General features: G+C 72.9%; 17 protein-coding genes. 7 read left to right on the top strand and 10 right to left on the bottom strand.

Annotated elements, in window-relative coordinates; all coding sequences use genetic code 11:
- Positions 1-106 precede the first annotated feature (106 nt).
- Together dnaE and nrdR are read left to right on the top strand one after the other, a co-directional pair.
- On the top strand, positions 107-3709 hold the full coding sequence (gene dnaE / locus AAG742_RS06980; RefSeq protein ID WP_298711265.1) for a DNA polymerase III subunit alpha: 3603 nt from the start codon (positions 107-109) through the stop codon (positions 3707-3709).
- Positions 3710-3776: 67 nt separating this feature from the next.
- Positions 3777-4271, top strand: a complete 495-nt coding sequence (gene nrdR / locus AAG742_RS06975; RefSeq protein WP_298711262.1) for a transcriptional regulator NrdR — start codon at positions 3777-3779, stop codon at positions 4269-4271.
- A gap of 132 nt (positions 4272-4403) precedes the next feature.
- Here nrdR and AAG742_RS06970 read toward each other — a convergent pair whose 3' ends face one another.
- The gene (locus tag AAG742_RS06970; protein ID WP_298711416.1) at positions 4404-5213 is read right to left on the bottom strand and encodes an ROK family protein; all 810 of its coding nucleotides are present in this window, start codon (positions 5211-5213) and stop codon (positions 4404-4406) included.
- A gap of 74 nt (positions 5214-5287) precedes the next feature.
- On the bottom strand, positions 5288-6232 hold the full coding sequence (gene map, locus AAG742_RS06965) for a type I methionyl aminopeptidase (RefSeq protein WP_298711258.1): 945 nt from the start codon (positions 6230-6232) through the stop codon (positions 5288-5290).
- Positions 6233-6268: 36 nt separating this feature from the next.
- Here map and AAG742_RS06960 point away from each other — a divergent pair, with 36 nt between their 5' ends.
- Positions 6269-6493 carry an SPOR domain-containing protein gene (locus AAG742_RS06960; RefSeq protein WP_298711255.1) on the top strand — a complete coding sequence of 75 codons (225 nt, stop codon included), beginning with the start codon at positions 6269-6271 and terminating at the stop codon, positions 6491-6493.
- A gap of 60 nt (positions 6494-6553) precedes the next feature.
- On the opposite strand, the gene panB is transcribed toward AAG742_RS06960, so the two are convergent.
- Positions 6554-7438 (bottom strand): 3-methyl-2-oxobutanoate hydroxymethyltransferase, encoded by an 885-nt coding sequence (gene panB, locus AAG742_RS06955; protein ID WP_298711252.1) that lies wholly within the window; start codon positions 7436-7438, stop codon positions 6554-6556.
- A gap of 39 nt (positions 7439-7477) precedes the next feature.
- Here panB and glnA (AAG742_RS06950) point away from each other — a divergent pair, with 39 nt between their 5' ends.
- Together glnA (AAG742_RS06950) and AAG742_RS06945 are read left to right on the top strand one after the other, a co-directional pair.
- The gene (glnA, locus tag AAG742_RS06950; protein WP_248115679.1) at positions 7478-8818 is read left to right on the top strand and encodes a type I glutamate--ammonia ligase; all 1341 of its coding nucleotides are present in this window, start codon (positions 7478-7480) and stop codon (positions 8816-8818) included.
- A gap of 8 nt (positions 8819-8826) precedes the next feature.
- Complete coding sequence (locus AAG742_RS06945; protein ID WP_298711249.1) at positions 8827-11916, top strand: bifunctional [glutamine synthetase] adenylyltransferase/[glutamine synthetase]-adenylyl-L-tyrosine phosphorylase; 3090 nt, start codon at positions 8827-8829, stop codon at positions 11914-11916.
- Positions 11917-11931: 15 nt separating this feature from the next.
- Here the strand turns inward: AAG742_RS06945 and AAG742_RS06940 are convergent, their stop codons facing one another.
- Both AAG742_RS06940 and glnA (AAG742_RS06935) read right to left on the bottom strand, forming a co-directional pair.
- The gene (locus AAG742_RS06940) at positions 11932-12936 is read right to left on the bottom strand and encodes an LLM class flavin-dependent oxidoreductase (RefSeq protein WP_248115677.1); all 1005 of its coding nucleotides are present in this window, start codon (positions 12934-12936) and stop codon (positions 11932-11934) included.
- A gap of 207 nt (positions 12937-13143) precedes the next feature.
- Complete coding sequence (gene glnA / locus AAG742_RS06935) at positions 13144-14568, bottom strand: type I glutamate--ammonia ligase (protein WP_298711247.1); 1425 nt, start codon at positions 14566-14568, stop codon at positions 13144-13146.
- A 158-nt stretch (positions 14569-14726) separates the two neighbouring features.
- Here glnA (AAG742_RS06935) and AAG742_RS06930 point away from each other — a divergent pair, with 158 nt between their 5' ends.
- Positions 14727-15242 (top strand): RDD family protein, encoded by a 516-nt coding sequence (locus AAG742_RS06930; protein ID WP_298711244.1) that lies wholly within the window; start codon positions 14727-14729, stop codon positions 15240-15242.
- 85 nt (positions 15243-15327) lie between these two features.
- On the opposite strand, the gene AAG742_RS06925 is transcribed toward AAG742_RS06930, so the two are convergent.
- From AAG742_RS06925 to lipB, 3 genes are read right to left on the bottom strand one after another with little or no spacing between them, the layout of a single operon-like run.
- Positions 15328-16134 (bottom strand): DUF4191 domain-containing protein, encoded by an 807-nt coding sequence (locus tag AAG742_RS06925; RefSeq protein ID WP_298711240.1) that lies wholly within the window; start codon positions 16132-16134, stop codon positions 15328-15330.
- A gap of 27 nt (positions 16135-16161) precedes the next feature.
- Positions 16162-17169 carry a lipoyl synthase gene (gene lipA / locus AAG742_RS06920; RefSeq protein ID WP_298711235.1) on the bottom strand — a complete coding sequence of 336 codons (1008 nt, stop codon included), beginning with the start codon at positions 17167-17169 and terminating at the stop codon, positions 16162-16164.
- A complete protein-coding gene (lipB, locus tag AAG742_RS06915; RefSeq protein ID WP_298711232.1) occupies positions 17166-17867 on the bottom strand; it encodes a lipoyl(octanoyl) transferase LipB in 702 nt (233 codons plus the stop codon). Before lipB ends, lipA begins: the two co-directional genes overlap by 4 nt.
- 176 nt (positions 17868-18043) lie before the next feature.
- Here lipB and AAG742_RS06910 point away from each other — a divergent pair, with 176 nt between their 5' ends.
- A complete protein-coding gene (locus AAG742_RS06910; protein WP_298711229.1) occupies positions 18044-19777 on the top strand; it encodes a serine/threonine protein kinase in 1734 nt (577 codons plus the stop codon).
- An 86-nt stretch (positions 19778-19863) separates the two neighbouring features.
- Here AAG742_RS06910 and AAG742_RS06905 read toward each other — a convergent pair whose 3' ends face one another.
- Together AAG742_RS06905 and sucB are read right to left on the bottom strand one after the other, a co-directional pair.
- Positions 19864-20214 carry a hypothetical protein gene (locus AAG742_RS06905; RefSeq protein ID WP_248115670.1) on the bottom strand — a complete coding sequence of 117 codons (351 nt, stop codon included), beginning with the start codon at positions 20212-20214 and terminating at the stop codon, positions 19864-19866.
- A gap of 10 nt (positions 20215-20224) precedes the next feature.
- Positions 20225-22081: a 2-oxoglutarate dehydrogenase, E2 component, dihydrolipoamide succinyltransferase gene (gene sucB, locus AAG742_RS06900; protein WP_298711226.1), complete on the bottom strand. Its 1857-nt coding sequence runs from the start codon at positions 22079-22081 to the stop codon at positions 20225-20227.
- Positions 22082-22112 lie beyond the last annotated feature (31 nt).

Below are 22112 nucleotides of genomic sequence, written 5' to 3'. Positions count from 1 at the left end.
GACCGCAGGCCCGACGCCCGCCGGGCCCGTCCCGCCCGCCCCCCCGTGACGCGCAGTAGGCTGGGGCGGGCCCGCCGTCGTCCTCTCCGAAGGAGCTCCACCCCGCATGACCGCGACCTCCGAGACCCGCGCCGAGGCCCTCAAGGACGGCGGCTTCGTCCACCTCCACACGCACACCGAGTACTCGATGCTCGACGGCGCGGCGAAGCTGGACGAGCTGTTCGCCGAGGCCGACCGCCTCGGCATGCAGTCCCTGGCCATCACGGACCACGGCTACCTGTTCGGCGCGTTCGACTTCTGGCGTCAGGCCACCGCGGCGGGCATCAAGCCGATCATCGGCCTCGAGGCCTACCTGACCCCGGGCACGCAGCACCGCACGGACAAGGAGAAGATCCGCTGGGGGGAGCCGCACCAGCGCGGCGACGACGTCTCCGGCGGCGGCGCCTACACGCACATGACCATGCTGGCGCAGTCCACCACGGGCATGCACAACCTCTTCCGCATGGGCTCCATCGCCTCGCTGGACTCGGTGTACGCCAAGTGGCCGCGCATCGACCGGGAGCTGCTGAGCCAGTACTCCTCGGGGCTCATCGCCACCACGGGCTGCCCCTCGGGCGAGGTGCAGACGCGCCTGCGCCTGGGCCAGTACAAGGAGGCCGTGGCGGCGGCGGCCGAGTTCCGGGACATCTTCGGGGCCGAGAACTTCTACTGCGAGATCATGCAGCACGGCCTGGACATCGAGAAGCGCGTCATCACGGACCTGCGCCGCCTGGCCAAGGACCTGAACCTGCCGCTCGTGGCCACGAACGACCTGCACTACACGCACGAGCACGACGCCAAGGCCCACGAGGCGCTGCTGGCCCTGCAGTCCGGCTCCAAGCTCAACGAGCCCAGCTACGACCAGGGCGGCTCGCGCTTCGCGTTCTCCGGCACGGAGTACTACCTGAAGTCGCCACGGCAGATGCGCGAGCTCTTCCGGGAGATCCCGGAGGCGTGCGACAACACCCTCGTGATCGCCGAGCGCTGCGAGTCCACGTTCGACACGGACGCCAACTACATGCCGGTGTTCCCCACGCCGGAGGGCGAGGACGAGACCAGCTGGCTCATCAAGGAGGTCACGAAGGGCCTCGACTACCGTTATCCGGACGGCGTCCCGGACCACGTGCGCAAGCAGGCGGACTACGAGCTGGACGTCATCATCTCGATGGGGTTCCCGGGGTACTTCCTCGTCGTCGCCGACTTCATCAACTGGGCCAAGGAGAACGGGATCCGTGTGGGCCCGGGCCGCGGCTCGGGTGCCGGCTCCATGGTGGCGTACGCGCTGCGCATCACCGACCTGGACCCGCTGAAGCACGGGCTGATCTTCGAGCGATTCCTCAACCCGGACCGCGTGTCCATGCCCGACTTCGACGTGGACTTCGACGACCGGCGCCGCTCCGAGGTGATCGACTACGTCACCCGCACGTACGGCGACGAGCGCGTCACCATGATCGTCACGTACGGCACCATCAAGACGAAGCAGGCCCTGAAGGACTCGGCCCGTGTGATGGACCAGCCCTTCTCCATGGGCGAGGCGCTCACCAAGGCCCTGCCGCCGGCCGTGATGGCCAAGGACATCCCGCTCAAGGACATCGAGAACCCGGACGCCCCGCGCTACGGGGAGGCGGCGCCGTTCCGCGAGCTGATAGCGACGGACCCGGTGGCGGCGCAGGTGTTCGAGACCGCGAAGGGCATCGAGGGCCTGAAGCGGCAGTGGGGCGTGCACGCGGCCGGCGTCATCATGTCCTCCGTGCCCGTGGTGGACGTCGTGCCGATCATGCGCCGCCTCCAGGACGGCCAGGTCATCACCCAGTTCGACTACCCCATGGCGGAGTCGCTGGGCCTGATCAAGATGGACTTCCTGGGTCTGCGCAACCTCACGATCATCTCGGACGCGATCGAGAACGTGAAGGCGAACCAGGGCGTGGACCTGGACCTCGAGACCCTCGACGTCGACGACCAGGCCTCCTACGACCTGCTGGCCCGCGGCGACACCCTGGGCGTGTTCCAGCTCGACGGCGGTCCCATGCGCTCCCTGCTGAAGATGATGCGCCCGGACAACTTCGAGGACATCTCGGCGACCATCGCGCTCTACCGTCCGGGCCCCATGGGTGCGAACTCCCACACGAACTACGCGCTGCGCAAGAACGGGCAGCAGGAGATCACGCCGATCCACCCGGAGCTCGAGGAGCCGCTGCGGGAGATCCTGGACACGACGTACGGCCTGATCGTGTACCAGGAGCAGGTCATGGCGATCGCCCAGAAGGTGGCCGGGTACTCGCTCGGCCAGGCGGACATCCTGCGCCGTGCGATGGGCAAGAAGAAGAAGTCCGAGCTGGACAAGCAGTACGCCGCCTTCCACCAGGGCATGCTGGACCGCGGCTTCTCCGAGGCCGCCGTGAAGGCGCTGTGGGACATCCTCCTGCCGTTCTCGGACTACGCGTTCAACAAGGCCCACTCCGCGGCGTACGGACTGGTCTCCTACTGGACGGCGTACCTGAAGGCGCACTACCCGGCCGAGTACATGGCGGCGCTGCTCACGTCGGTGGGCGACGACAAGGACAAGCTCGCGATGTACCTGAACGAGTGCCGCCACATGGGCATCACGGTGCTCCCGCCCGACGTCAACGAGTCCCACCTGACGTTCACCCCGGTGGGCCGGGACATCCGCTTCGGCATGGGGGCGGTGCGCAACGTGGGCGCCAACGTGGTGAAGGGCATGGTGCAGGGCCGCGAGGAGAAGGGCCTCTACACCGGCTTCGGCGACTTCCTGGCCAAGGTGCCGCTCGTGGTCTGCAACAAGCGGACGATCGAGTCCATGATCAAGGCCGGCGCCTTCGACTCCCTCGGCTACGCCCGGCGTGCCCTGCTCGCGGTGCACGAGGAGGCGGTGGACGCCACGGTGGCGCAGAAGCGCAAGGAGGACCACGGCGAGTTCACGTTCGACCTCTTCGCCCTCGGCGGCGCGGCGGAGGCCGAGGACGTCTCCGACGCCTCGGACGGCGTCGCCGTGCCCGAGCTGCCCGAGTGGTCCAAGAAGGACAAGCTCGCCTACGAGCGGGAGATGCTGGGCCTCTACGTGTCCGACCACCCGCTGCAGGGCCTGGACGCCGTGCTCTCCCAGCACGCGGACACGCAGATCACCCGCGTGCTCGACGACGACGGGCCCGCCGACGGCTCCCAGGTCACCATCGCGGGGCTCATCACCACGCTCGAGCGGCGCATCGCCAAGTCCTCCGGCAACGCGTACGCGCGGTGCGAGATCGAGGACCTCGGCGGATCCATGGACGTGATGTTCTTCGGCCAGGTGTACGCCCCGATCGCCATGATGCTCGCGGAGGACCTCGTCGTCGCCGTGAAGGGGCGCGTGCAGCGCCGAGACGACGGCTCCGTTTCCCTCTCCGCGATGGAGCTGACCATCCCCGAGCTCACGGACGGCACGTCCGGGCCCGTGCGCATCCAGATGCCCTCCTTCAAGGCCACGGAGCAGGTGATCGGCCAGCTCGCAGACGTGCTGCGCACCCACGAGGGCTCCTCCGAGGTGCGGCTGACGCTGATGGGCCAGCGCGGAGCGCAGGAGTTCGTGCTCGGCCCGCAGTTCCGCGTGAGCCCGAACCCGGCGCTCTTCGGCGATCTGAAGATCCTGCTCGGTCCGGCCTGCCTGGGCTGATCGCCGGCCGCCGCCGTAGAGTGGGCGCAGGTCAGGCCGAGGTCGTCCACGAGGAGGGAGCGAGAGAGTGCACTGCCCGTACTGCCGTCACGAGGACTCCCGCGTGGTGGACTCCCGTTCCCTCGACGACGGCTCGGCGATCCGCCGCCGCCGCCAGTGCCAGGCGTGCGGCAAGCGCTTCACCACCATGGAGACCACCGCGCTCACCGTGGTCAAGCGCTCGGGCGTGGCCGAGCCCTTCGACCGCTCCAAGGTGATCAACGGGGTCCGCAAGGCCTGCCAGGGCCGGCCGGTCACGAGCGACGACCTGGCCATGCTCGCCCAGGAGGTCGAGGAGACCGTCCGCGCCTCGGGCAACGCCGAGGTGGACGCCCACGACGTGGGCCTGGCGATCCTGGACCCCCTGCGCCGCCTCGACCAGGTCGCCTTCCTGCGCTTCGCCTCCGTCTACCGGGACTTCGAGTCGCTGAGCGACTTCGAGGACGCGATCGCGGACCTGCGCGACGCCGAGGGCGAGGCCCCCGGACGGCCCGCGGTGCAGCCCCGGCTGTTCACGCGCTAGGGGCTGGACAGGGGAGCCCGCCGAGGGGCTACAGTGGAGGCGGCGAGGCCCCCAGCGGGCGACGCACAGACTGCCGAGGGCGGTTCCGGAGGGGAAGCCGGAACCGCCCTCGGTGTCTCCACCGGCCGGGGCTCAGGTGTGGTCGGCCGCCGAGCCGTGGGCCGCGAGCGCGGCGCCTACGATGCCCGCGTTGTTCTGCAGCTGCGCCGGGATGATCGGGGTGTCCAGCCGCAGCAGGGGCAGGTAGTCGTCGGGGCGCTTGGAGATGCCGCCGCCCACGATGAACAGGTCGGGGGAGAAGATCCGCTCCACGTGGGAGAAGAAGCGCTGCAGGCGCACCGCGTACTCGGCCCAGCTCAAGCCGTCGCGCTCGCGGGCCTTCGCGGACGCCCGGGTCTCGGCCATGACGCCGTCGAGCTCCATGGAGCCGACCTCGAAGTTGGGCACGAGCACCCCGTCGTTGATCATCGCCCCGCCGATGCCGGTGCCGAGGGTGATGACCAGGACGAGCCCCTCGTGGCCGCGTCCCGCGCCGTAGCGGGCCTCGGCCAGGCCCGCGGCGTCGGCGTCGTTGACCACGGTGACGGGGCGGCCCAGCCGCTCCTCGAACATCGACCGCAGGTCCGTGCCGATCCACGAGGGGTCGATGTTGTTGGCCGAGCGGCACACGCCGGCGCGCACGATCGAGGGGAAGCACACGCCGATCGGGGAGTCCGGCGCGGGGGCCTTCTCCCGCCGGTCCAGCTCGGCCGTGATGGCCGCGAGGGTCTCCGCCACGGGCAGCGGCATGGCCGGCTGCGGCGTGGCGACGCGGAAGCGGTCCCCGCGCAGCGTCCCGGCTTTGGGGCCCGTGCCGAGGCGCACGAGGCCGCCCTTCATGCCGGTGCCGCCGATGTCGACGCCGAGCACGGTCGGGTACTTCGACACCCCGGGGTCCTTCACGGACTGCGCGGTGCCGGGCTGGTCAGGGGGGGAGGCTTCGAGGTTGCTCACGTGCGCCAGTGTACGGACACCCCTCACGGGAGGGTGAGGATCTCCGCGCCGTCGTCGGTGACCACGAGCGTGTGCTCGAACTGCGCGGTGCGCCGGCGGTCCCGCGTGACCACGGTCCAGCCGTCGTCCCACTGGTCCCACTCGATGGTGCCGAGGGTGATCATCGGCTCGATCGTGAACACCATGCCCGGGACCATGACGGTGTCGTGCAGGGGCGCGGCGTCGTAGTGCGGGATGACCAGGCCGGAGTGGAAGTCCGTGCCCACGCCGTGACCGATGAAGTCGCGCACCACGCCGTAGCCGAAGCGCTTGGCGTAGGACTCGATGGCCCGGCCGATCACGTTGACCTCCCGGCCCGGCTTCACGGCCTTGATGCCGCGCCGCAGGGCCTCCTCGGTGCGCTCCACGAGCAGGCGGGACTCCTCGTCCACCTCGCCCACGAGGTAGGTGCGGTTGTGGTCGCCGTGCACGCCGTCCACGTAGGCGGTGATGTCCAGGTTGACGATGTCCCCGTTTTCCAGGACGGTGCCGTCCGGGATGCCGTGGCAGATGACCTCGTTCAGCGAGGTGCAGATGGAGCGGGGGAAGCCGCGGTAGCCCAGGCACGAGGGGTAGGCGCCATGGGAGACGAGGAACTCGTGGGCCACGCGGTCGAGCTCGTCGGTGGTGACGCCCGGGGCGATGTGCGCGGCCGCGGCCTCCATGGCCTGCGCGGCGAGCCGGCCGGCCGTGCGGATGCGCTCGATCCCGGCGGCGTCGTACACGTCCGAGGCGTGGCCCTCGTCCGGCGTGGCCTTCCCCACGTACTCGGGGCGCGGGATCGCGGCGGGCACGGGAGGGGCGGGGGAGAGGACGCCCGGCGCGAGCGTGCCCACCGGGGCCTTCGAGCCCGGCTCCGGCGCCGGGGGCCCCGCGGGGCGGGGGCCGTTGTGGCTGGACGGGGCGGCGGGGCTCTGGCGATCGGACATGTCCTCCAGCGTATCGGCCCCGTTAGGGTGGCCCGCATGAACGACGACGTGAGCACCGCTCGGGAGTACTACTTCAACGTCCGCACCCACGAGGTGGAGGAAGGGGCCCAGTCCAACTGGAAGGAGCTCCTCGGCCCGTACGCCTCGCATGCCGAGGCGGAGTCCGCGCTGGCCCGCGTCCAGGCCCGCAACGAGGCCTTCGACGAGGCCGAGGACCACGACGAGAAGTGGAATGCCAACCCGCTCGACGACGCGAGCTGAGCCGTCCCGGCACCCGGCCCGTCGCGGTCCACCCGGCCAGGGTGGGCCGAGAGGGGCGTCTCAGCCCTCGAACCCGTGCTCCGGCGCCGGGAACGAGCCCTCGAGCACGTCCGCGCGGAAGGCGCGCACCGCGTCGCCCATGACCGCGTGCAGCTGCGCGTACTGCTTCACGAACCGGGGCATGCGCCCCTCACGCAGGCCGAGCATGTCCTGCCACACGAGCACCTGGCCCGTGGTCCCCGGCCCCGCCCCGATGCCCACGGTGGGCACGCGCACCGCGGCGTCGACGGCGGCGGCCACGTCCGAGGGCACCATCTCCATGAGCACGGCGAAGGCGCCCGCCTCCTCGAGTGCCCGTGCTGAGGCGGTCATGCGCTCGACGGCCCCCTCGCCGCGGCCCTGCACACGGTAGCCCCCGAGGACGTGCTCGGACTGCGGGGTGAAGCCGATGTGCGCCATCACGGGGACGCCGGCCGCGGTCAGCGCGGCGACGTGCTCGGCGAAGCGTTCGTCGCCCTCCATCTTGACGGCCGCCACACCCGCCTCCTTCATGAGGCGCACGCCCGCGGCCACCGCCTGCTGCGGGGAGGCCTCGTAGGAGCCGAACGGCAGGTCGGCGACCACGAGCGCGCGCGTCGCTCCGCGCACCACGGCCGCGGAGAAGAGCACCATCTCGTCGAGGGTCACGGGCAGGGTGGAGGGATGGCCGAGGACCGTGTTGCCCACCGAGTCGCCCACCAGGAGCACCTCGACGCCGGCCTCGTCGAAGAGCGCGGCCGTCATCGCGCCGTAGGCCGTGAGCATCGCGAAGCGCCGGCCCTCGTCCTTCGCGCGCTGCAGGTGCACCGTGCGCCAGCGCGCGGGCGGGCCGGCTGACGCGGGCGCGGCGCCGCCGTAGGGGGCCGGGGACTCGGGGGCGGGCGTGGCGGAGGGGGTGGCGGACATGCCCCGGAGTCTACGGCGGGCGTGGATAGAGTGGGCGGCATGGATCGTCAGCAGGATGTCGTGCTCCGCACCATCGAGGACCGGGACGTGCGCTTCGTGCGCCTCTGGTTCACCGACGTGGTGGGCACCCTCAAGTCCGTCGCCCTCGCCCCCGCCGAGGTGGAGTCCGCGTTCACGGAGGGCCTCGGCTTCGACGGCTCCTCGATCGACGGCTACACCCGCATCTCCGAGTCGGACATGCTCCTGCAGCCGGACCCGGCCACCTTCACCATCCTCCCGTGGCGGGGGGAGCAGGGGCAGACCTCCCGCATGTTCTGCGACCTCCTCACCCCGGACGGCGCCCCCGCCCCGGCCGACCCCCGCCACGCCCTGCGGCGCGTGCTGGAGAAGGCCTCGGACATGGGCTTCAGCTGCTACACGCACCCGGAGATCGAGTTCTACCTGCTCAAGAGCTCGGAGCTCGGCCCGGACGGCCAGCCCCAGCCGGTGGACACCGCCGGGTACTTCGACCACGTGCCCGGGGGAGAGGCGCAGGACTTCCGGCGCGACGCCGTCACCATGCTCGAGGAGATGGGCATCTCGGTGGAGTTCAGCCACCACGAGAACGGGCCGGGCCAGAACGAGATCGACCTGCGCGCCGCGGACGCCCTGACCACCGCGGACAACATCATGACCTTCCGCACCGTGGTCAAGGAGGTGGCCGCGCAGCAGGGCAGCTACGCCACGTTCATGCCGAAGCCGTTCGCGCTGCACCCGGGCTCGGGCATGCACACCCACTTCTCCCTGTTCGAGGGGGACGCCAACGCGTTCTACGACCCGGCGGACGAGTTCCGGCTCTCCAGGACGGGCCGCAGCTTCATCGCGGGCCTGCTGCGGCACTCCGAGGAGATCAGCGCCGTCACCCACCAGTTCGTGAACTCGTACAAGCGCCTGTGGGGCGGGGGCGAGGCCCCCTCGTACGTGTCCTGGGGCCACAACAACCGCTCGGCGCTCGTCCGCGTGCCCCTCTACAAGCCGGACAAGGCCGGTTCGGCCCGCATCGAGTACCGCGGGATCGACGCCTCCGCCAACCCCTACCTCACCTACGCGCTGCTGCTCGCGGCCGGGCTGAAGGGCATCGAGGAGGGCTACGAGCTGCCGGAGCCGGCCTCGGACGACGTGAGCGCCCTGAGCCCCCACGAGCGCCGCGTGCTGGGCCACACCCCGCTGCCCGGCACGCTCCACGACGCCCTGCGGCTGGCCGAGGACTCCGAGTTCGTGGCCTCCGTGCTCGGCGAGCACGTGTTCGACGCGTTCCTGCGCCACAAGCGCCAGGAGTGGGACGACTACCGCGTCGAGGTCACCCCCTACGAGCTGCGCCGCTACCTCAGCGCCCTCTGAGGCTGACGATGCCGACCCTGCCCCCGTCCGGCAGACCCCACCGCCGCGCCCTGACGCGCGCGGGTGTGCAGGCCGTGCCCCGCGCCGTCGGCCTCCTCGAGTCCCCCGAGCTCCAGGGGGTCGACGTGGGACCGCTCGTGGACGTGCTCCGCCATGCCGCGGACCCGGACCGGGCCCTGCTGCTCTGGGTGCGTCTGGCCGATCGCGAGCCCCGCGTCCACACCGCTCTGGCCGACCCGGACCACGCGACGCGCCTCGTCCGCCTGCTCGGCGCCTCCGACGCCCTGGGCGAGTTCCTCATCCGGTGCCCCGAGCACCTCGACCTCGTGCTGGACCCGGAGGCCGCGGCCGCCACGGCCCCCGCCCTCACCGGCCTCGAGCACGGGGACGGGCCGGACACCGCCCCGGGCGAGGACCTGCGCCGCCTGCTGCTCGCGGCCGTCGAGGCGGACCCGGAGGCCGAGCGGCCCTGCGCCGGGCTCACGGGGGCGGACGCCGCCGTCGCGCTGCGCCGGGCGTACCGCCGCCAGCTCACCGCGATCGCGCTCGCGGACCTCGCCGCGCCCGACCCGTCCGCCGTGATGCCGGCCGTCGGCGCGTGGCTGGCCGACCTGGCCGGTGCGGCGATCGACGCCGCCCTCGCCGTCTCCCGCGCCGAGCTGGTCGCTCGCGACGGGGATGCCGCCCGCGGGGTCGAGCTCGCCGTCATCGGGATGGGCAAGTGCGGGGCGCGCGAGCTGAACTACGCGTCCGACGTCGACGTGGTGTTCGTGCACGACGTGGCCGAGGACGCCGCGCCCGTCGGCGGCGCCGCCTCCGTGGCGGCCGAGCTGGCCGCAGGGATCTCGCGCGTCATCACCGGCGCCGCCCCCGAGCCGGGCCTGTGGGAGGTGGACGCGAACCTCCGCCCCGAGGGCAAGGACGGCGCGCTCAGCCGCACCGTGGACTCCCACGTGGAGTACTACCGCCGCTGGGCGCACGGCTGGGAGTTCCAGGCCCTGCTCAAGGCCCGCCCGGTCGCCGGCTCCCGCGCCCTCGGCGAGCGCTACGTGGAGGCTGTGTGGCCGCGCGTGTGGGAGTCCTCCGCGCGGGAGGGGTTCGTGGACGCCGTCCGCGCGATGCGCCGGCGCGTGCTGGACACGATCGCGCCGGCCGAGCGGGACCGGGAGATCAAGCTCGGCGCCGGCGGGCTGCGCGACGTCGAGTTCACCGCCCAGCTGCTGCAGCTGGTGCACGGCCGCGCGGACGAGTCCGTGCGCGTGCGGGGCACCCTCGACGCCGTGGCGGCCCTCCACGCCGCCTCCTACGTGAGCACCGCGGACGCCGCCGCGTTCGAGGAGCACTACCGCTGGCTGCGTGCCCTCGAGCACCGCATCCAGCTCGTGCACCTGCGCCGCACCCACCTCCTGCCGGCCAAGGACGACGCCCTGCGCGTGATCGCCCGCTCGCTGCGCGGCGCGGGGCGCACGGAGCCCGCCGCGGCCGAGGGCCTGAGGGAGCGCTTCGGAGCCGTCCGCCGCCACGTGCGCTCGCTCCACGAGACGGTGTTCTACCGTCCCCTGCTCTCCACCACGGCGGCGCTCTCCGACGACGAGGTGCGCCTCTCCGCGGACGCGGTGCGCGAACGTCTCGCCGCCCTCGGCTACCGCGACCCGAAGGGCGCCCTGCGCCACATCGAGGCGCTCACGCAGGGCGTCTCCCGACGCGCGGCCATCCAGCGCCAGCTGCTGCCGGCCATGCTGGGCTGGTTCGCCGACGGGCCCGACCCCGACGCGGGGCTGCTCGCCTTCCGGCGCCTCTCCGAGGCCCTCGGCACCTCGCCGTGGTTCCTGCGCATGCTGCGGGACTCGGGGGAGGCTGCCCGGCGCGTGTGCCTCGTGCTGGCCGGCTCGCGGTTCGTCGGCGACCTCCTCGAGCACGCCCCTGAGTCGGTGGCGTGGGTCGGGGAGGACCGTGAGCTGGAGCCCCGCGGCTCCGCGACACTGTGGCGTCAGGTCGCCGCCCGCCTGGACCGGCACGGCGACGACGGGTCCCCCGCCCAGTCGATCCGCCACGTCCGGCAGATCCGCCAGCGCGAGATCCTGCGGGTGGCGCTCGCGGACATGTCCGGGCAGCTCGGCCTCGAGACGATCGGGGCGGCACTCGCCGACATCGACCAGGTGGCCGTCGCCGGGGCGCTGCGCGTGGCCGTGCACGCCGCCACGCAGGGGCAGGAGCCCCTCACCGACGTCGTGGTGGTGGCCATGGGCCGCCAGGGCGGACGCGAGATCATGTACGGCTCCGACCTCGACGCGATGTTCGTGCACCGCCCGCGGCCGGGAGCCGACGACGAGGCCGCCGGCGCCCAGGCGGAGGCGGTGGCCCGCCACGTGGTCTCCCTGCTGAAGCAGCCGGCGGCGCCGCCCCTGCCGGGGGAGAGGCCGCTCGAGGTGGACGCGGACCTGCGCCCCGAGGGGCGGCAGGGCCCGCTCGTGCGCACCCTGGACTCGTACCGGGAGTACTACCGGCGCTGGGCGGAGGTGTGGGAGCGGCAGGCGCTGCTGCGCGCCCGGCCCGTGGCCGGGGACGACGGGCTGGCCGACGAGTTCCGCCGCTGGGCGGACTCCGTGCGCCACGCCCAGGGTCTCACCGACGCCGACGCCCGCGAGATCCGCCGCATCAAGGCGCGCGTGGAGGCCGAGCGCCTGCCCCGCGGCGCCGACCCGGCCCGGCACGTCAAGCTCGGCCGCGGAGGGCTCTCCGACGTGGAGTGGCTCGTGCAGTCCCTGCAGCTGCGCCACGCTCCCGAGGTCGAGGACCTGCGTGTGACCTCGACCCTGCCCGCCCTGCGGGCCCTCGCCCGGCACGGCCTGCTGCCCGACGCCGAGGCCGGCGTGCTCGAGGAGGCCTGGCTCCTGGCCAGCCGCATCCGCGCCGCCACGGTGCTGTGGAGCGGCAAGCCCGGGGACGTGCTGCCCACGAACGCGCGCGACCTGGCCGCGATCGCCCGCCTCAGCGGGGCGGACGGCAACGTGGGCCCCGCGGCGTTCGAGGAGCGCTACCTGCGGGTCACCCGGCAGGCCCGCTCCGTGTTCGAGACGCGGTTCTACGGGCTCTGACCGGAGCGCCCGGGCTCAGCCGCGGACCACGTGCTCGCCCAGGATCCGCAGCGTGCGCTCGCGCACGGCTGGGTCCGGGGCCGCCGTCGTGACGATCACCTCGTCGGCCTGCACACCGGCGGCGAAGTCCCGCAGCCAGGCGGCCACGGTCTCGCCCGTGCCCACGGCGGTGCGCGCGAGCATGCCGAGCACCTGCTCGCCGGCGGGGGAGTCGAGCAGCATCTCGACCTCGTCGTCGCCGAGGGTGCGGCCGCGGCCGAGCATCATGCGGATGCGGTCGCGCTTGGCCCGCTCCCACTGCGCCTGCGCCTCCTCCTCGGTGTCTGCCGCGATCACGTTCGCGGCGGCGATGAAGTGGGGCTCGGCCAGGTCGGCCGAGGGTTGGAAGTGCTCGCGGTAGACCCGGGCGGCGTGCTCGAGCATCTGCGGGGCGAAGTGGCTCGCGAACGCGTACCCCAGGCCGAGGCGGGCGGCCAGCTGGGCGCCGAACGCAGAGGAGCCCAGGATGTACAGCGGCACGTCGGTGCCCTTGCCCGGGTACGCGTCGATCCCGGGGATCCGGCTCTCGCCCTTCAGGTAGCCCTGCAGCTCCAGGACGTCCTGCGGGAAGTGCTCGGCGGCATCGGGCGAGCGCCGCAGGGCCTGGAGCGTGCGCTGGTCGGTGCCGGGGGCGCGGCCGAGGCCGAGGTCGATGCGGCCCGGGTGGAGCTCGGCCAGCGTGCCGAACTGCTCCGCGATCACCAGCGGGGAGTGGTTGGGCAGCATGACGCCGCCGCTGCCCAGGCGGATGGTGCTCGTCCGGGCGGCCACGTGGGCGATCAGCACGGACGTCGCCGACGAGGCGATCGCGGGCATGTTGTGGTGCTCTGCGTACCAGACACGGCGGAAGCCCTCCTCCTCGGCCACGCTCGCCAGGCGCACCGACTGCGCGATGGCCTCGCCGGCCCCCTCGCCGGGGCGGGCCACGGCGAGGTCCAGGAGGGACAGCGGGAGGGGTGTGGGGTCAGGCGTCTCGGTCATGGTGCTCCTCGGGCGGCAGGCGGGCAGTGCTCTCCCCCAGTGGAGCGTCCGCGGGGGCCCGGCTATTCCAGCGCTGCCCCGCCCCGTGCTCCACGTCTCAGGCCACGTGCTGCACGCCCGGTGCCGCCCTCCCCGGGCACGACGCCGGCCGGCCGCCTCCCCGGGGGAGACGACCGGCCGGCGTCGTGGACCGCGCGGAGGCGCGGGTCAGCAGGAGTAGTACAGCTCGAACTCGTAGGGGTTCGGCCGCAGCGAGAGCGGGGTGAGCTCCTTCTCCCGCTTGTAGTCGATCCAGGTGCGGATGATCTCCTCGGTGAACACGTCACCGGCGAGGAGGAACTCGTGGTCCTCCTCGAGCGCGCCGAGCGCCTCCTCGAGGCTCGTGGGCGCCTTCTGGATGTCCGCGGCCTCCTCCGGGGGCAGCTCGTAGAGGTCCTTGTCGATCGGCTCGGCCGGCTCGATGCGGTTGCGGATGCCGTCCAGGCCGGCCATCAGCTGCGCGGCGAACGCGAGGTAGGGGTTGCCCGAGGAGTCCGGGGCGCGGAACTCGAGGCGCTTGGCCTTCGGGTTGGAGCCGGTGATCGGGATGCGGATGCCCGCGGAGCGGTTGCCCTGCGAGTAGACCATCGAGACCGGGGCCTCGTAGCCGGGCACGAGGCGGCGGTAGGAGTTCACCGTCGGGTTGGTGAACGCCAGCACGGCGGAGGCGTGGTGCAGCAGGCCGCCGATGTACCAGCGCGCGGTGTCCGAGAGGTTGGCGTAGCCCTTCTCGTCGTAGAACAGCGGCTCGCCGCCCATCCACAGCGACTGGTGGCAGTGCATGCCCGAGCCGGCCTCGCCGAAGACCGGCTTCGGCATGAAGGTGGCGGACTTGCCGAACATGTCGGCGACGTTCTTCACGACGTACTTGAACTTCAGCAGGTCGTCCGCGGAGTGGGTGAGGGTGTTGAACCGGTAGTTGATCTCCGCCTGGCCGGCCGAGCCCACCTCGTGGTGGGAGCGCTCCACCGTCAGGCCCACCTCGGCGAGCATCGTGCAGATCTCGTCCCGCAGGTCGGCCTGCTTGTCCGTGGGGGAGACGGGGAAGTAGCCGCCCTGCTTGGGCGTCTTGTAGCCGAGGTTGCCGCCCTCCTCCACGCGGTTGGTGTTCCAGTAGGCCTCCTCGGAGTCCACGGCGTAGGAGGCGCCGCGCGCGGAGGACTCCCAGCGCACGTCGTCGAACACGTGGAACTCGGCCTCGGGGGCGAAGAACGCGGTGTCCGCGATGCCCGTGGAGGTGAGGTAGGCCTCGGCGCGCTGGGCCACGCCGCGGGGGTCGCGGCGGTAGGGCTCGCCGGTGCGGGGGTTCACGATGGAGAAGTTCATGGCGAGCGTCTTGCGCACGCGGAACGGGTCCAGGTAGGCGGTCTCCACATCCGGGATGAGCTGCATGTCGGACTCGGCCAGGCCGGCGAAGCCGCGGATGGAGGAGCCGTCGAACAGCTGGCCCGTGACGAAGAAGTCCTCGTCCACGGAGGAGGCGGGGACGTTGAAGTGGTGCTGCATGCCCGGCAGATCGGTGAAGCGGATGTCGACGAACTCGACACCCTCCTGCTCGATGTACGCGAGGACTTCTGCGGGGGAGGTGAACACGGTTCTCTCCTGGCCTTCCTGGGACGGAACGGGGGCGCCGGCAGACACCCGGGCCCGCCGGCCGACGCCCTCCATACTACTCAGGGGGCGACGTTCCAGCGTAGCCAGAGACTCTTCGTGACTGCTGTGGCGCGCCGGGCGACGACTACGCTGGAGGGGTGGCACACCGAGCGACCGACCCCCCTGACCGGCCCGACGAGTCCCGGCGCGGCGCCGGAGACCGCGCCGAGCCGCTCATCACGCGCGCGGACCTCGCGGGGTGGGTGGACGGTCCGGGCGGCGGCCGCGCGGCGGGGCGGTGGCCCGGCGACCTCCTCGGCCTCCCCCAGCGCGGCCCGGCCTCCATGGCGACGGCCGCCCGCCGATTCGGGGCGCTGTGCATCGACTGGGCGCTCGCCCTCGTCGTCTCGAACCTCGTGTTCGGCGGTGAGGCGATCGCCACGCTGCTCGTCTTCGCGGTGGTGCACGTCGTCGGGATCTCCCTGCTGGCCACCACCGTGGGCAAGGCCCTGCTGCGCACCCAGGTGGTGCGCGTGGGCGGCCGCACCGCGCCCGTCCACCGCGTCCTCGTCCGGACGGTCCTGCTGTGCCTCGTGCTGCCCGCCGTCGTGGTGGACCCCGATGGGCGCGGCATGCATGACCGCGTGGCGGGCACCGTCGAGATCCGCATGTGAGCGCGCCGAGACGCGACAGGGGCGGCCCACCGTGCTGGTGGGCCGCCCCTGTCGCGTCCGGTCCGGACGTGGCACCGAGCGGGCCTCAGCGGCCGCGCATGCCTCGGCGGTCGGCGCGGGCGCGCATCGGGTCGATCCCCTTGGGGATCGGAGGGCGGGAGGTGTTCAGGGCGGACAGGCGCTTGTCGATCGCGCTGACCTCCTGGTCGGTGAGCGTCTTCTTCATGGACTTCAGCGTCTTGGGCACGAGGTGCAGGGGCGTCTGGCCCTCCCCGTTGCCGGCCTGCACCACGTGCACGGGCACGTTGGGCAGGAAGCGCTCGAGGCTGCGCTCCTCCTTGGACAGCAGCTTCGCCAGGCGCGGGGCGGGGCCCTCGGTGACGAGCACGACGCCGGGGCGGCCGATCGCGCGGTACACGACGTCCTGGGTCTTCGGGTTCACGGCCACGGGCTGCTCGGGCACGATCCAGCCGCGGCGCAGCGTGGACAGGGCGGCGCCGACGGATCCGGGACGCCCCTCGAGCTGGGCGAACATGGCCCGCTCCGCGAGGCGGTTCATCACGATCACCGCGGCGAGCACGCCGAAGGGGATGGCGATCAGCAGCCACGTGATCCAGTTGTGCAGCAGCAGGCCGATGACTAGGCCCACCACCAGCGCAGCCGAGAAGGCCAGCGCCATCCACAGCACGACCTTCGGGTTGTGCTGGCGGGTCATGGCGAAGACCTGCTTGAGCTGCGTGAGGATGCCGGGGCCGCCGGAGGAGCGCTTGCGCCGGCGGTCCGCCTTCGCGTCCACCTTCATCTGGCGGCGCCGCTCGCGCTGCATGGCCTTGACCTCCTTGAGGGAGGTGGATCCGGCGGAGGGCGAGGGGGTCTGCGTGTTCTTGGCCATAGCGGGGTCCAGTCTACCGGGGCCGGATCAGGACATCCGCGCGACGACGGCCGAGGCCTCCTGGCGCGCGGTCCGCTCGCCGGCGAGGTGGGTGAGGTTCGCGGGCAGCGTGCGGCCGAGGCGCTCCATGGCCTGCGCGTAGAGCTTCCCGGCGCGGTAGGAGGAGCGCACGAGGGGGCCGGCCATGACGCCCGTGAAGCCGATCTGCTCGGCGCGCTCCGACCACTGCACGAACTCGGTGGGCTTCACCCAGCGGTCGATCGGGTGGTGGAGCTTGGACGGGCGCACGTACTGCGTGATCGTGATGATGTCGCAGCCGGCCTCGTGGAGGTCCACGAGCGCCTGGTCGATCTCCTCGTCCGTCTCGCCCATGCCCAGGATGAGGTTGGACTTGGTCACCAGCTCGTCCGCCTTGGCCATCGTCAGGACGCGGAGGGACTTCTCGTACGTGAAGGCGGGACGGATGCGCTTGAAGATGCGCGGCACGGTCTCCAGGTTGTGGGCGAAGACCTCCGGGCGGGCGTCGAAGACCTGCTGCACGAGCTCGGGGACCGCCCCGAAGTCCGGGGGCAGGATCTCGACGCCGGTCCCGGGGTTCAGCTCGTGGATGCGCCGGATGGTGTCCGCGTAGAGCCACGCGGCGCCGTCCTTCTGGTCGTCGCGGGCCACGCCCGTGACGGTGGCATAGCGCAGGTCCATCTCCCGGATGTTCTCGGCGACCTTGAGCGGCTCGTCCATGTCCAGGGGGAGAGGACGGCCCGAGGCGATGTCGCAGAAGTCGCAGCGCCGGGTGCAGATGTCGCCGCCGATGAGGAACGTGGCCTCGCGGTCCTCCCAGCACTCGAAGATGTTGGGGCAGCCGGCCTCCTCGCACACGGTGTGCAGGCCGGAGCCCTTCACCTTGTTCTTCAGGGAGATGTACTCCGGGCCCATGTGCACCTTGGCCTTGGTCCACTCGGGCTTGCGCTCCACGGGGACCTCGGCGTTGCGGGCCTCGACGCGCAGCAGGCGGCGTCCTTCGGGTGCGGTGCTCATGCGGTGGGTCCTTCCGTGGGGGTGACGGCGATGTACCGGGGACCGAGCTCCTCCAGGTGGCGGGTGAGCACGGGGACGACGTCGGCCGGCGTGATGGTCCGGCCCGTCTCCTCGGTGAGCGTGGTGGTGGCGGCGTCGGCGATGCCGCACGCGATGATGCCCGCGTAGGGGGCGAGGGAGTTGGAGCAGTTCAGGGCGAAGCCGTGGGTGGACACGCCGTCGTGGATGGCCAGGCCGATGGCGCCGAGCTTGCGGTCCGGGCGCGCCGCGCCGTCGGCGTCCGTGTCGCTGAGGACCCAGATGCCGGCCCGGCCGTCCACGCGGACGGCGGTGACGCCGTACTCGGCGGCCGTGCGGATCAGCAGCTCCTCCAGGAACCACACGTAGTCCTTCACGTGCGCGCTGTCCTTCAGGCGCACCACGGGGTAGCCGACCAGCTGGCCGGGGCCGTGCCACGTGATCTTCCCGCCGCGGTCCACGTCCACCACGGGGGCGCCGTCGGCGGGACGCTCGTGGTCCTCGGTGCGGCGGCCCGCGGTGTACACCGGGGCGTGCTCGAGGAGCAGGAACTCGCCCTCCGAGCGGCCGGCGACGACGTCGTCGTGGAGCGACTTCTGGCGGTCCCATGCCGCGTGGTAGTCGACGAGGCCAGGGGCCAGGCCGAGCACGCGCAGGGGAGGGAGGAGGGGGTCGGACATGCCGTCCACTGTATCCCTCGGGCCCCGGGAGCCGGACGCGGAGGAACGGGTCCGCCTCGGCCTGTGGACAACCCGGATCGCGGGTCCTGGAGGAGGCACGATGGTGGCGGGGGCCGGAGGAGGCCCTCCCGGGCGCCTGTCGGAGGCGGTCGGAGGGATCGGGAGGGGAGCGCGCGATGGGGGCGCACGGAGGGGGCGAGGGGCCCGAGGCTCGGCACGGGCGCCTGGATCCCGCGGGAGCGGAGCCGGGGACGGCGCCGGAGGACGCGGCCGAGGGCGGCGCTCCCCGGGTCCCCGGCTGGGAGGCTGTGCGGCTGCTGGGCGAGGGGTCCCAGGCTCGCGTGTGGCTGGTCCGGGACGCCGCCGGGGGCGAGGCCGCCCTCAAGGTGCCCCGCTCCCCGGCCGCGGGGGATTCGCTCTCGGCGGAGGCGGCTGCCCTCGCGCACGTGCGGCATCCGCACCTCGTCGCCGTGCTGGGAACCGTGCCGACGGACCAGGGCACGGGCATGCTGAGCGAGCATCGGCCTGCGGGCTCGCTCGCGGACCTCGTGCGCGAGGCCGGGCCGCTCACCCCGGGCCAGGCGGTGACCGTCCTCGTGCCCATGGCCCAGGCCCTGGCCCGGCTGCACGAGCACGGGATCGTCCACGGGGACGTCTCCCCGGGCAACGTGCTCTTCGGCGTGGACGGCAGCCCGGCCCTCGCGGACCTCGGGGTGGCGCGCGTCGTCGGGGGAGCCCAGGGTGTCGGCGGCACGCCCGGGTTCGCGGCGCCCGAGGTGCTGCGAGCGCTGCAGGAGGCGGAGGCGCCGGCGGACGGGGAGCGGGCCGCTGCGCCGGACCCGCTCACCGCCGCGTCGGACGTGTTCTCGTGGGCGGCCCTCGGGTGGTTCGCGCTGACCGGCCGGGCGCCCGGGCCCCACGGCAGCCGGGCGCCGCTGCCCGTGCTCGTGCCGGAGGTCCCCCCGGAGCTCGCGATCCTGCTGGACGCGGCGCTCGACCCCGACCCCGCGGGCAGGCCGAGCGCCCTGGAGGGCGCCTCCGCCGCCTACGCGGCCGCCGCTCCGGAGGCCGTTCCCCTCCACGAGGCGGCTCCGATCGAGGTGGCCCACCTGCTGCCCACGCTCTTGCCCGGCGGCGGCGGAGGGCCGGGCACGAGGCACGGACGGCGGAGGCGGACCGGGGGCCGAGGTGCGGTGGGCCGGCGAGGCCGACGGGCGCCTGGACCGGCCGTGGGACTCGCGGCGGGGGCCGTCGCGCTCCTGGCGGGGCTGGCCGTGGCGGGCGCCGTGCTGCACCGGACCGCGGACGGCCCCGCAGCCGGGGAGGGACAGGGACCGGCGGCGCCGACGGCGCCGTCGGGTGCCGCCCCCGCGTCGGGCACCCCGCCCTCGTCGAGTGCGCCCGGCCGGCCGCCGGACGCTGCGGCGTCGTCCACCCGGCACGGGGTGTCGGGGGAGGCCTCCGGGGAGGCGCCCGGGGACCCGTCCACCGGCACCGAGGCCTCGGCCCGCCCGGAGGAGCTGTCGGAGGACGCCGTCGCGCTCGAGGAGGTCCTGGCGGGGGTGGGCCGCGCGCGGACGGCCGCGCTCGAGGACCCGCGGGCGGAGCGGCTGGAGGCCTACGCCGTGCCGGGCAGTCCCGCGTGGCGCAGGGACGCCGCAGTGCAGCGGGACCTGGCCGGCGGCGGCTACGCGTTCGCCGGGCTCACGGTGTCCGTGGAGCCGGACGGGGCCGCCGAGGTCGAGGGGGATGCGCTGCGGGTGCCGGCCCGGATCGTCACGAGTGCGCACGCGGTGCAGGACGGCGCCGGCGCCGTCGTCGGGGACGTGGAGGAGCGAGACGAGGCCGTGGAGCTGACCCTGCGCGCGGACGGGACGCGGTGGCGCGTGGAACGGGTGGACCCTCGCTGAGCCGTCCGGGGACGGGGAACGCCGTGTGCCCCGAGGATCTCTCCTCGGGGCACACGGCGTGAACGCGGCTCAGCCGCAGAGGCGGATCAGTGCCAGAGCAGCGCGATCAGCATGTTGACCAGGCCCAGGCCGCCCACGGCGTGGGCCAGGCCGGTGGGCACGGCCTCGCCGCGGTTGAGGCGGCGCCGACCCAGCAGGGCGGCCACGAACACGATGACGCCGATCAGGAACTTGATCCCCAGCTTCATGTGGTTCGGGTCCTCCCACGTGGCCATGGCCACGCCGAAGAGCGCGATGCCCGTGAGGATCATGCCGATCGAGCCGATCCACTGCGAGGCGGTCACGGTGGGGTTGCGGAAGTGGGCGAACCAGCCGCCCACGATCGCCGCGGCCGAGACGACGTGGATCGTCACCAGGATGGTGGTCAGGACGTCCATGACGGTCCCCTCAGAGGCCGAGCTCGGGAGCGAACTCGCCGGCCTCGAGGCGCTGCTTGAGCGTCTGGAGGAAGCGTCCGGCGTCCGCGCCGTCCACGAGGCGGTGATCGTAGGTCAGGGACAGGTACATCATGTGGCGGATGGCGATGGTGTCGTTGCCGTCGGCGTCGGCCACCACCATCGGGCGCTTCACGATCGCACCCGTGCCCAGGATGCCCACCTGCGGCTGGTTGATGATCGGCGTGTCGAACAGGGCGCCCACGGAGCCGATGTTGGTGATGGAGAAGGTGCCGCCCGAGAGCTCGTCCGCGGAGATCTTGTTGGTCCGGGTGCGCTCGGCCACGTCCGCGATCTTCTGCGCGATGCCCGTCAGGTTCAGCGAGCCGGTGTCCTTGATGACGGGCACCAGGAGGCCCTTCTCGGTGTCCACCGCGATCGCGATGTCCTCCGAGGAGTGGTAGGTGATCTCCTTGTTGTCCTCGGAGAAGGACGCGTTCAGCTTGGGGTGCTGCTTGAGCGCCTCGGCCACGGCCTTCGTGATGAACGGCAGGTAGGTGAGCTTGACGCCCGACTGCTGCTGGAAGGAGGACTTCGCCTTGGCGCGCAGCTGCACGATGCGGGTCATGTCCACCTCGTGCACCTGGGTCAGCTGCGTCGAGAGGTCCAGGGACTCGCGCATGCGCTGGGCGATGACCTGGCGGATGCGCGGGGCCTTCTCGGTCTCGCCGCGGACCGAGGGGTCCACGGAGGACGCGGCGGCCTGCGGGGCCGAAGAGGCGGCCGGGGTGGCGGACTCGGCGGGGGCAGTGGCCTCGTCACCGGAGGACTTCTTGGCGAGCGAGGCCGCCAGGACGTCCTGCTTGCGGATGCGGCCGCCCACGCCGGTGCCGCGCACCGTGGAGAGGTCGACGTCGTTCTGGTGCGCCAGGCGGCGGACCAGCGGGGTGACGTAGCCCTGGCCGGGCTCGGTCGCGGAGGGCTCGGCCTTCGCCTCGCCGGACTCCTTCGCCGAGGACTCCTGCTCGATCGCCTTCTCGGAGGCGGACTCCTCGGGGGCCTCGGCGGCGGGCTCGGTGCCGGCGTCCTCGGCGGCCTCCTCGGTCTCGGTCGGGACCGCGGCCTCGGTGGCGGCGTCCTCGATCTCCTCCGGGGTGGCCTCGTCCCCGGCGGGGGAGGCGTCCGACGAGGCGTCCGACGAGGGCTGCGAGCCGCCGGCGGAGCCGGAGCCCACGAGCGCCAGCACGGCGCCGACCTCGACGGTCTCGTCCTCCTGGGCCTTGATCTCCACCAGGGTGCCGGCCACGGGGGATGGGATCTCGGTGTCGACCTTGTCCGTGGAGACCTCGAGCAGCGGCTCGTCGACCTCCACGTCGTCGCCGACCTCCTTGAGCCAGCGGGTGACGGTGCCCTCGGTGACGGACTCGCCCAGGGCGGGGAGGGTCACCTCGGTGGCCTCGCCGGCCTGGTCGCCGGAGGACTGCTGGTCCGCCTCGGTGCTGGCGCGCTCCTCGGGAGCGGGCTCACCGGCGGGCTCCTGCTGCTGCTCGTCCTCCTGGGCCTCCTCGACGGCCGGCTCCTCGGCCTCGGCGTGCTCCTCGGACGGGGCGTCGTCGGACTGCGTGGAGCCGGAGCCGTCGCCGATGGTCGCCAGCGGGGCGCCGACCTCGACGGTCTCGTCCTCGTCGGCCAGGATCTCCTCGAGCACGCCGGCCACGGGGGACGGGATCTCGGTGTCGACCTTGTCGGTGGAGATCTCCACCAGGGGCTCGTCGACGGCGACCTCGTCGCCGACGGCCTTCAGCCAGCGGGTCACGGTTCCTTCGGTGACGGACTCACCGAGGGCGGGCAGTTTCACGGTTTCGGACATGGGACCGTCTCTCCTCACGGGGGTGGCGCGG

It is taken from the genome of Micrococcus sp. 2A, assembly GCF_039519235.1.
In the GTDB taxonomy this organism is placed as follows: domain Bacteria; phylum Actinomycetota; class Actinomycetes; order Actinomycetales; family Micrococcaceae; genus Micrococcus.
This window is presented reverse-complemented; position numbering and strand designations above follow the sequence as displayed.

Bases quoted from the DNA above. Each gene is read 5' to 3' on its own strand.
- dnaE (WP_298711265.1), top strand. From the start codon at position 107: ATGACCGCGACCTCCGAGACCCGCGCCGAGGCCCTCAAGGACGGCGGC.
- map (WP_298711258.1), bottom strand. From the start codon at position 6,232: ATGTCCGATCGCCAGAGCCCCGCCGCCCCGTCCAGCCACAACGGCCCC.
- AAG742_RS06960 (WP_298711255.1), top strand. From the start codon at position 6,269: ATGAACGACGACGTGAGCACCGCTCGGGAGTACTACTTCAACGTCCGC.
- panB (WP_298711252.1), bottom strand. From the start codon at position 7,438: ATGTCCGCCACCCCCTCCGCCACGCCCGCCCCCGAGTCCCCGGCCCCC.
- glnA (WP_248115679.1), top strand. From the start codon at position 7,478: ATGGATCGTCAGCAGGATGTCGTGCTCCGCACCATCGAGGACCGGGAC.
- AAG742_RS06945 (WP_298711249.1), top strand. From the start codon at position 8,827: ATGCCGACCCTGCCCCCGTCCGGCAGACCCCACCGCCGCGCCCTGACG.
- AAG742_RS06940 (WP_248115677.1), bottom strand. From the start codon at position 12,936: ATGACCGAGACGCCTGACCCCACACCCCTCCCGCTGTCCCTCCTGGAC.
- AAG742_RS06925 (WP_298711240.1), bottom strand. From the start codon at position 16,134: ATGGCCAAGAACACGCAGACCCCCTCGCCCTCCGCCGGATCCACCTCC.
- lipA (WP_298711235.1), bottom strand. From the start codon at position 17,169: ATGAGCACCGCACCCGAAGGACGCCGCCTGCTGCGCGTCGAGGCCCGC.
- lipB (WP_298711232.1), bottom strand. From the start codon at position 17,867: ATGTCCGACCCCCTCCTCCCTCCCCTGCGCGTGCTCGGCCTGGCCCCT.
- AAG742_RS06910 (WP_298711229.1), top strand. From the start codon at position 18,044: ATGGGGGCGCACGGAGGGGGCGAGGGGCCCGAGGCTCGGCACGGGCGC.
- AAG742_RS06905 (WP_248115670.1), bottom strand. From the start codon at position 20,214: ATGGACGTCCTGACCACCATCCTGGTGACGATCCACGTCGTCTCGGCC.
- sucB (WP_298711226.1), bottom strand. From the start codon at position 22,081: ATGTCCGAAACCGTGAAACTGCCCGCCCTCGGTGAGTCCGTCACCGAA.